Here is an 8,664-nt window from a genome sequence, read left to right as displayed (position 1 = left end):
CTCCGGGTCGTACTTGCTCGGCATGACATGCACCTTCCCAAGGAAGGAGGTGCGCATCAAACGCGGGATGGTTCACCGCGAGCGCGATGTTCGGCGCGATGGCGCGCCGTTCGTGCACCGCCGCGTTGCCGGCTTTGCGAATCAGGTTGAGCTTGTGAACGATTGCCGGCGGCACTTGGGTACTGAACGGACGTTCGTTGATCCGGGCGGCCAGGTCGTCCTTGTAGGGCAGCGGCAGATCCATCACGTCGTAAAGCAGGCCGACGAGTTGTTCGATGGCGCGCCGGCCGTAGATGCAGGCCGAGCGCGGATCGGAGGCCAGGTAGCTCTCGGCGCGGGCACAGTCGGATTGGATGTCGGGCCATTCAGCGGCACCGATGAATGCGAAATTGCTCATCCGCGCTCAGCCGGAATGTTCATTCACGAACATAGTCGGACTCACAGGGTCACTGTACTGGTAGTGAGCAACATGATCGTCAATTTCTGCCGGTCAATGGTCGAGGTGTTGTCACGATGCGAATTCCTTTGCTGGCGGGCGAACCGAGCAGTGTTGCATGTCGAGCCGACAAGTTGTGACTGATTGGTTGCTCGGTTCAAAAACTAGGACGGCCCGCCTATTCGTCGGCTTCGCGCAGGGTGCCGCGGAAGGTCCGTTCGGGCTTGCCTGCTTCAGTCCACTCGCGATAGCTGCGCACGGCGTGTCCGAAGACCTTCGTCAGGTGTTTCCCGTCGCGTCGGTTGACTGCTCCCTCTACGAGGTCTGTTGGCTTAGTCATGGTTTCGCGCATCGGAAAGTCAATCGCAGGTAGGTATGCGTCGGCCACGGGGAGGGCCACCCATGTCCCTTCACAGGCACGGCGAAATGTTTCGCCAACGTAGTAGACGTACCTCATGGTCGTGTGGACGTTCTCGAGCGAGAAGGCGCTTCGATGGTTGTCGTACAGGTCGAGGAGCTTCTGTTCGACTATCGCCAAGCTCGCTTCGGTGTACATCTGCTCGCGTATCTCGGGGAGGTCGTAGTACGGGAATTCGATCTCCATGACCGCTTCCTGCATCTTCAGCCAGCCCAGGAACTGTTCGTTGGACTGTGCATCGCGGAACGCTCGAGTGAGTTGTGTCGGGACGTAGTCGAAGGACTCACCCATGACGATTCTTCAACGTCAGCCACTCATTCCTCGCGCAAGGTGCCGCCAAACTCCCGTGGTGGACGACCCTTTTCAGCCCATTCGTCATAGAGACGCAGAATGTTGTTGTACACGCGCGTGATCTCCAGGCCTGTTCGGCGGGTGAGTGCGAATCGGATCAACAGCAAGGGTTGAACCAACATCTCGTCGAAGAGCACGTCGATGGCCGGGAGCAACGCTCCCGGTTGGCCTTTCTGGCTGGGCGGCGGCAGTGCTACCCAGGTTGCTTCAATGGCACGTCGGACTGTTTCGCCAACGTAGTACGCGTAGCGCATCGTTCGGTGAACAGCTTCCTCATTTGCATAGGCGCTGGGATCGTCGGGGTACAGCTCCATCAGCTTCTGTTCGACTACCGCAAGACTGTCTTTGGTGAACATGATGTCGCGCACGTCCGGTAGGTCTTCATAGGGAAATTCGATTTCCATCGAGGCTTCCTGCATCTTCAGCCAACCCAAGAACTGTTCGTTGGTTTGCGCTTCGCGGAACGCCTTGGTGAGTTGCACGGGGACGTAGTCGAACGACTTACCCATCCTGATTCTCCCTGTTGGTCACAGTCGATTCACCGTGAACTGGTCTGGATATCTGTCTTGCAGACTCTGGAGCGCAGCGATCTCCGCTGGGCTGTACGGATAGTTTGCGTTGAGGTTGTAGGTGAGCTGATGACCGAGGGCTAGAACGCGTTCGTCTTTGGCCAGCTGGTCCATGTCGAGGCGTCCACTCTTGTTCTCGATGAACTCGTTGAGATCGGGACTCACCCAGTCCCAGCGACGACCGGGGACGATCGTCTGGTCTGAGTATTGCGAATGCCATCCGTCGTCCTTGCTGTAGCCCATCACTTCGGCCGCGTATTTGTCGAACCACCAGCCGTTTGCAGAGTTCTCTTGAAGCTGGTCGTAGTTGGCGCTCCAGCGATTCCAGTCCCACTCTTGGCCGCCGCGGTGCAGATAGTTCTGCCAGGCCAGCCACTTGGACAGGGGAATGCGATGGTGATGGGTCTTGGTGCCGTCGGGATCGTAGATCTCGATGTCGACGAACTTCTGGCGGTCGAGCAGACCCTTCTTGGTCGGGTCGAGTGCAACGGTGAGTGAATCGATCGCTGTCGCAGCGGTTTCTACCGCGGCGATGTAGCTCCGGATGTTGGTGCCGGCCTGGTTGAGCCGCCACCGCATGGCCGCGGGCACAGCCCGGAATGACGCGCCGCCAGTGACTTCCGACGACAGCACCACGACTGACGCGGCCCCGCCCATCCACATCGCGGTGCTGTTGACCTCACTGGCGATGTTCGCGCGCATCGCGCTGGTGGCTGCAGAGAAGCTGTGCGTTAGGGCACTCAGTGTGCGGCCGTCGGCGGCGACGGCATCCGCGGGAGCGCTCAGATTGGCGATTGTCTCGTAGAACGCGGTGGCGTCGGGCATGTCGTGGTCCGGTCGTCTGACCTGACTCACCACGTCACTGACAGCTTCAGCGACCGTCGTTGCGAACCGTTGCCACATGTCCGAAGCGGCGTCGAGGCCCTTCGTGTCTGCGTTCGGAGTTTCCTTGCCAACCGCCTCGACCAAGCCGGGGATGATGTCGGTCAGGCCGACGCCATTGGCGCCCACGGAACTGGAGATCGTCGACGACGGTTCAGAGATCGCCGGTCGGGGTGGCAGATTCGCCGGGACGGGAATCTTGCGACGGCCGGCGTGGAACTCAGCCCACGCATGGTTGATTCCGGCTTGGTAGACGCGTCCAGCCAGCGAGGACCAGGCTTGTGCCAGCGAATCGGCGCCACCGAGAGCATCGCGCGCGGCGCTGTCATACCGCGATCCCCATTTCGTGCCGACCGGGTCGTTGCCGGCCATGTGGCCGGAGCCGTGCGACGCGCCTGAGACCACGCCGGCAGCACCAGCCACCTTCGATCCCGCACGGCCGAGTATCGCCGCGGTCAGGAAATACCAGTCTGAATCGACAACCCAAGTACCCATGGATGCTCGCTACTGGCCGGCCATGCGCAGATTCATCGCCATGACTGTCCGGTAGGCGTCTTCGGCCTGGGCGGACCAAGCGGTGAAGTCCTCGAGCTCGGTGCGCATGTCGTGCGCTGACTGCACCCAGTCCCGGTGGCGAGCCTCATATGCCTCGGCGGCTGCGCCGTCCCATGACTGCGACACCTGACCGATGAGCGCTTCCACCCGGCTCAGCGAACTCTCGCAGTGCGCCAGGTAGGCCTGCATTCTCGACCGCAGTTCATTGAGCGCGTCGACGTCGACGGTGTACCCAGTCATTGCGACCTACCGCTCATCCCACCCGCTGCGAACGATCGATCCACCGCGCTCATCCTGTGCTGCGTAGGCCTCCACGCTTTGGACGACCCGGATCGCGATTTCGTCGGCGTCGTCGACGATCTTCGTCGCGGCGGCGCGAAACTCATCCCAATCGCGGCCGAACATCCGAGCGGCCTCACCGCGCCACGAACCTTCGACTACGTCATCGACCGACGCGACGAGCTGGCGCAGTTCTTCACGCAACTCATCGGCGATGGTCCGAAACTCGTTCGCAGCTGCTTTGACCGGCTCGGTCTCGATGCGCAGCCGTGCGCCCCCCACGTCCGCCATGCGACCCCCTTCGCCGACTTCAAGCGCCAGTCTAGCGAGGCCGACGATCAATGCCGGATGTCCCACAGGTGCACATGCCCGGGCATCTGTTGGTCCGTGAACCATTCCCAGTCTTCGTATCGGTCGGCCGCGGACCGCCAATGGTCGGCCTCGGTGTCGCGGCCGACCGCCCGCAACACCGCGGCGACCCATCGCTGGAGCTCCTGGCTTTTGTCGTGGAAGCAGACACCGTCGAGCATCTCGATTGCCTCCCGCGTGCTGCCGTCGATCGCGGAATCCATATGCTGTGGCGCGATTTCGGCGAAATCCAGCTCTGCCAGCGCGAGCCGGTACGCCGCATCAGCTGCCCGCATCGGGTGGTACATCTCACGGCGTTCGATCAGATTGGACGCCATTTCCTTGGCCAGCGCCACCGATTCCTCGGAAGGCGGCAGGAAGTCGATCAACGCCCAAAAGGTGTGCAGCAACAACTCGGGATCGCGAGCGTCGACCTGCCGGGCGAGCACCACGGCGGATCGATATGCCGACTCGGCCTCGTCCAGGTCGCCAAATTCCTCATACGCCGCGCCGAGTTGGGTGCTGAGGTGGGAGGCGAGATTGAGCCGACCCGATATCAGATGCTCGTCCATCTCGACCCGCAGGTCCGCGATCCGCTCGCTCAGCGTCTTTGGCGGATTCAACTCGTCCACGATCGTGCGGATCTTCTGATTCAACCGGGTGCTATCGGTGCCGTAAGTAGACATCGACTGCGAGTCGAGATCGTTGCCCGCCAACGCCATCGTCAGTGCATCGCAACGCAATCGCCGCGCTTGACTGTAGTGATCCAGAGCCTTCTCGAATTGTCCTGCCCCGGCCGCCTCATCGCCGAGGAATTCGCATTCCTCAGCGGTCGGTTGCTCGCTCATCTCCCGACCTCGGTTCCGTCCACGCCCGCCGCGAGCAGGATGACGTCGTCGAGGGCCTCCGATAGCAGCGCTCGGTCCTCGGGGCCGTCGCATTGGGCGGCCATCCGCGCCTGCACGTAGAGCAACTGGATGAGGCGGTCGAATACCAGATCATCGTTCGTGCGGGTCAGTGCACGGATGACCCGATTGCCCCAATTCACCACCAGATTCACGAGGTTGCCGTACCCGGGCGATGCCGCATCGATCTGCCCGTGTCCGATGAACACCGCGGGCAGGTCCGTGGTGGGAAACTGGCGCACCACAACGCGAGCACCAGATGCTTTGAGCGCCCGGGTCGCTCGCTGTTCGAAAGTCAGAATGTCGCCGACCGCGTCTGTGGGCGGTACGGCGAGTGCGGCGACTTCGGAAGCGGGGTAGGCGCGGGTGACCGTCACTCCGGAAAGGACCTGCGGCAGCATCAGCAGCACCTCCTGGTCCAGTGTGTGGCCAGCGTTGACGACGAGTCGTCCGTCGGGGTTGAAGCTGGCGATGGTGTGAAATTCCTTGACGGACACGGCATAGAGAACGTTCGGACTGTGGGCGACCACGTCGGTCAGGCGCATCTGCCCTGCTGTCGTTTGGACCGTCAGCATCGGTAGGACGACTTCGGCAAGCTCCAGATTCTCGCCGTCTGCGTCACGTGTGGCCGCCGAGCGCAGCTCCAGTTCGTTGTCGGCGACGAAGTCGGAGAACCGCTGCGGGTCGGTATCTGCCAAGGTGCGCAACCACTTCAGCGCTGCCTGCCCGAGCTTGCGTCGGGTCGCGACCAGCGCCGCGTTGTCGACGATGGCCTCACGGCTGGCTGTGGGCTCCAGTGTGGTCGAGTTGGCTACCGCCCAGGCAAAGAACGCCCATGACGGAAGCAGCGTCGCGTCCACGTCGTCAATCAGCATGTCGTTGACGTACACCCGGTTTCGGGCGCTGGACTTCGATTTGCCTACCGCCGTACCGATGTAGGCGACGGCATCCAAACCGAGGCCGGCGTCGTTGATCGCAACGACGTCGAACTGGCGCCCCACTCCGACCCCGCCGTACACGGGTGGAACACCCTGCTGCACGCTGGAGCGGTGGGATCCGAAGTCGTCAGCCCAGGGGTACCGGCGTGAAACTTCCCTGTTTCCTTGACTTCTCAGCACAGTGATGTCGATCGGCAGAAACTCGGCGTAGCGCTGGACCAGGGGAGTCACCTGCTCCGCACGGGCCCACCCGATCATGTCTGGACGGGGCCGAAGCTGGACGGTGGTGCCGACGGCGACGTCGTCGGAGATGGGTCGGACGGTGTAGGTCCCATCGCTGTTGCCGATCCACTCGATCGGCGCGGAGCCGTCGGCGCTGCGCGAGATCACGGTGATCTCGTCGGCGATCAGAAAACAGCTCAGCAGGCCGATGCCGAACTGCCCGATGTAGGTGCGCCTGCTGCGGGCCAACTCGTCACGCTTGGAACTCGCGCCGACGGTGGCCAGGAACTGCTCGACTTGATCGGCGGTGACGCCGATGCCGGCGTCGGTGATCGCGAATTCATTGGCCGGGGAGTCCGGAGAGGTGACGCCGAATGGCGAGATGGTGATGGTCCGCGGGGTCGGCGTGTCGCTGAGTGCGTCGCGGGCGAGGGTGGCGTCGAAGGCGTTCTGAATCAATTCGCGGACGTACACGCCCGGGCTGGAATAGAGGTTCTTGCTGAGCAGCGAGATGACGCCGCCGAGATCCACTCGGAAGTTCTGCTGCTGAGGTGCGGACATGTGCGGTATCTCCTGCATCGGTTCGGTCGAAAGCCGCATAGCGTCGCACGAGCCACCGACAAGTCGGGCTCGATAGCCCGTCGCCTGTCTGAATGACGGAGTCGGCGTGTATGACTGAGTGACGAATTGGGGAGGAGTCGATGATGCGCGTCAAACTGTGGGGTGGCGGACCGACACTGGCACTTGCTGATTACTGGCAACAGAGCGCGCTGCTGCCCGACGATCCGCCCGGAACTCAGGCGTTCGGCTACCTGTTCAGTGACGACGCAACGGGAACCGTGACGACGCGGCCCTACCCGGCCAAGTACGCGATGCCGCTGAACAAGGACCAGATGATCGACGGCATCCTCGAAGCCGACGCCGTCGTTGCCGGACAGGCCGGGCTGATCGAGGTCGACGTCGAGCGGACGTCAAGCGGGGTGCCGTTCGTGTACAGCCTCATGAAGATCAAGCAGGAGTCTGGCGGTGTGCAGTACAACCTGACATTGCACCTACACGCCGAGCATGTGCAACAGGTCCAGGGTTTCTTCATCGAAGGCCACACCACCGGCATGCGCGACGCTGCGGTGTATGAGATTGCGCGGCAGAATGATTGGCTCCAGCAGCCCACTGCCGACGACCCGATGGGCGGCTGGGCCCGCGACCCCTACACCGGACTGAAGACGGGCTTCGTGATGAACATGAGCGAGCTGCCCGATTTCGACGACCAGTTTCCGGCCCATCCGTTGTCGATGGCGCGCGAGGTTGTCACCGCTGTCCGAGAGAGTTGAGGGTCGATCGTGACACCAGCGGACGCCTAGCGCGATTGGCCTGTGCAGGAACCGAACCATGTAGTGGAGTACGTATGAGCGGCAAGAAATACAAGACAGCAACCCGCCGTCAACCGCTGGTCTTCGGGGAAATCGAAGAGCTGAGGCGAAAGGGTTTCAACCAGACCGAGATTGCGGATATTCACGGTGTGTCGCGACAGGCTGTCTCGTGGCACAAAACGACATACGGGGGACAGAAGTCGACCCGTCAGATCGTCAACCAGGCGTGGCCGTGGGAGACCAAAGGCCCACACGGCAAGTCTGCGGCGTATCAACGCCTGCGTGACCACGGCGAGTTTATCGCCACGGGCGGTCGAGACATGTCCGACTTCAAGCGGGGACGCCATGCTGCTTGGTTAAAGATGATGCGCCGGAACGACTATGTACTCGAGTTCGACCCGAACATCCCGCCTACACCTGGTGTGGCACCAACAGGAGGATTCGCCTACCGCAAGCGCAATCCAAGGATCGACGGGTTTGAACTGCTGATCCGGGTGAACGAGTTCACCAATCTGACTCCTGAGGGGCGCCGCCTCTGGAGCTACGCGCCGGGTACGTCTCCACACGCAATTGGGCCCTACGCTGCCCCGTAGTTGTTCCCTAGACGACACATACCGATCGCCCCCGTATCGCCGCCGTCCAGCCAGCTAGGTCGACGGGGACGAAACGGTACCGGTGCCCACTGATCACCATGAACTGGTCGAGATGATTCTCAATGCCATACGACGGGATTGCCTGTGGCTGCCGATGCCGCGAAGAGGCGATGGAGGCGCTTGAGCGTCCACCATGCTTCCGTGAGCATGACCCTGCGCTCACCGACGATCAGAGTCTCGGGATACACCAGAGCAGGTTCAGGCTCATCCCTATCGGCGTTCGCCAGTACTCTGCCGAGTCGGGGTAGCCGTGTCGATACTCCGAACGACCGCACCGTCACCGATTCCTTGGTTTGCAGGTTTGTGAATGTGATGCGCGACGTCGGGCGGCCGTCCGGCGCCGGGCCGAACTCAACAGATTCGGGGTCCCACTTCTGTTCCAAGATTCGGGTGCGCAGCAGTTCATCGGCAGGCTCTTCGCGGCTGCGTACAACGAATTCGTAACCGATAACTCCTAACTCGACAAGGTCGGGCCACGGGGACTCGTAGTATGGCGACGGACCGAGCGAGTGAAATTCGTCCAACATGATTGGCCCCCAGTCCAATTTGTCCTCAACAACGAACCCGTTCAGGGCGCTGATTGTGCGGGTTGACCCCAGATGATCTTCCTGCAGAAGCAATTCCAGTTCGGGGAGGGCTCGGCGTATCTCGCTGGCTGGTGTGTGAACCGTCCCGGGTTTCATGCACCCTCAGGTTTCTGTGATCCGGCCGGTCTACCGGTCACGAGTTGGGAATAGT

Annotated in this window: 11 protein-coding genes; 2 read left to right on the top strand and 9 right to left on the bottom strand. The window is 61.9% G+C overall.

What is annotated here, in order from left to right:
- The 8 genes from ACJH6J_RS29555 to ACJH6J_RS29520 all read right to left on the bottom strand — a co-directional run.
- On the bottom strand, positions 1-397 hold a 397-nt coding region (locus ACJH6J_RS29555), incomplete at its 3' end, for a DUF4145 domain-containing protein (RefSeq protein ID WP_406804974.1).
- 217 nt (positions 398-614) lie between these two features.
- Positions 615-1,145, bottom strand: coding sequence for a hypothetical protein (locus ACJH6J_RS29550; protein WP_073694932.1), 531 nt, complete (start codon positions 1,143-1,145; stop codon positions 615-617).
- A 23-nt stretch (positions 1,146-1,168) separates the two neighbouring features.
- Positions 1,169-1,714, bottom strand: a complete 546-nt coding sequence (locus ACJH6J_RS29545) for a hypothetical protein (protein ID WP_061002862.1) — start codon at positions 1,712-1,714, stop codon at positions 1,169-1,171.
- Positions 1,715-1,732: 18 nt separating this feature from the next.
- The gene (locus ACJH6J_RS29540; protein ID WP_406776292.1) at positions 1,733-3,151 is read right to left on the bottom strand and encodes a hypothetical protein; all 1,419 of its coding nucleotides are present in this window, start codon (positions 3,149-3,151) and stop codon (positions 1,733-1,735) included.
- Between the two features lie 9 nt (positions 3,152-3,160).
- Positions 3,161-3,451: a WXG100 family type VII secretion target gene (locus ACJH6J_RS29535; protein WP_073694836.1), complete on the bottom strand. Its 291-nt coding sequence runs from the start codon at positions 3,449-3,451 to the stop codon at positions 3,161-3,163.
- Positions 3,452-3,457: 6 nt separating this feature from the next.
- A complete protein-coding gene (locus ACJH6J_RS29530) occupies positions 3,458-3,847 on the bottom strand; it encodes a WXG100 family type VII secretion target (RefSeq protein WP_406804973.1) in 390 nt (129 codons plus the stop codon).
- Positions 3,829-4,686 carry a hypothetical protein gene (locus tag ACJH6J_RS29525; RefSeq protein ID WP_135358008.1) on the bottom strand — a complete coding sequence of 286 codons (858 nt, stop codon included), beginning with the start codon at positions 4,684-4,686 and terminating at the stop codon, positions 3,829-3,831. The genes ACJH6J_RS29530 and ACJH6J_RS29525 overlap by 19 nt, the downstream gene beginning before the upstream one ends.
- A complete protein-coding gene (locus ACJH6J_RS29520) occupies positions 4,683-6,464 on the bottom strand; it encodes an ATP-binding protein (RefSeq protein ID WP_167838144.1) in 1,782 nt (593 codons plus the stop codon). Before ACJH6J_RS29520 ends, ACJH6J_RS29525 begins: the two co-directional genes overlap by 4 nt.
- A 140-nt stretch (positions 6,465-6,604) precedes the next feature.
- Here ACJH6J_RS29520 and ACJH6J_RS29515 point away from each other — a divergent pair, with 140 nt between their 5' ends.
- Together ACJH6J_RS29515 and ACJH6J_RS29510 are read left to right on the top strand one after the other, a co-directional pair.
- Complete coding sequence (locus tag ACJH6J_RS29515; RefSeq protein ID WP_406804972.1) at positions 6,605-7,234, top strand: hypothetical protein; 630 nt, start codon at positions 6,605-6,607, stop codon at positions 7,232-7,234.
- Positions 7,235-7,308: 74 nt separating this feature from the next.
- Entirely contained in the window at positions 7,309-7,866 is a 558-nt protein-coding gene (locus tag ACJH6J_RS29510; protein ID WP_406804971.1) for an XRE family transcriptional regulator, read from the top strand.
- 119 nt (positions 7,867-7,985) lie between these two features.
- On the opposite strand, the gene ACJH6J_RS29505 is transcribed toward ACJH6J_RS29510, so the two are convergent.
- Positions 7,986-8,609: a hypothetical protein gene (locus ACJH6J_RS29505; protein ID WP_406804970.1), complete on the bottom strand. Its 624-nt coding sequence runs from the start codon at positions 8,607-8,609 to the stop codon at positions 7,986-7,988.
- Positions 8,610-8,664 lie beyond the last annotated feature (55 nt).

It is taken from the genome of Mycobacterium sp. SMC-18, from assembly GCF_045310895.1.
GTDB lineage: Bacteria > Actinomycetota > Actinomycetes > Mycobacteriales > Mycobacteriaceae > Mycobacterium.
This window is presented reverse-complemented; position numbering and strand designations above follow the sequence as displayed.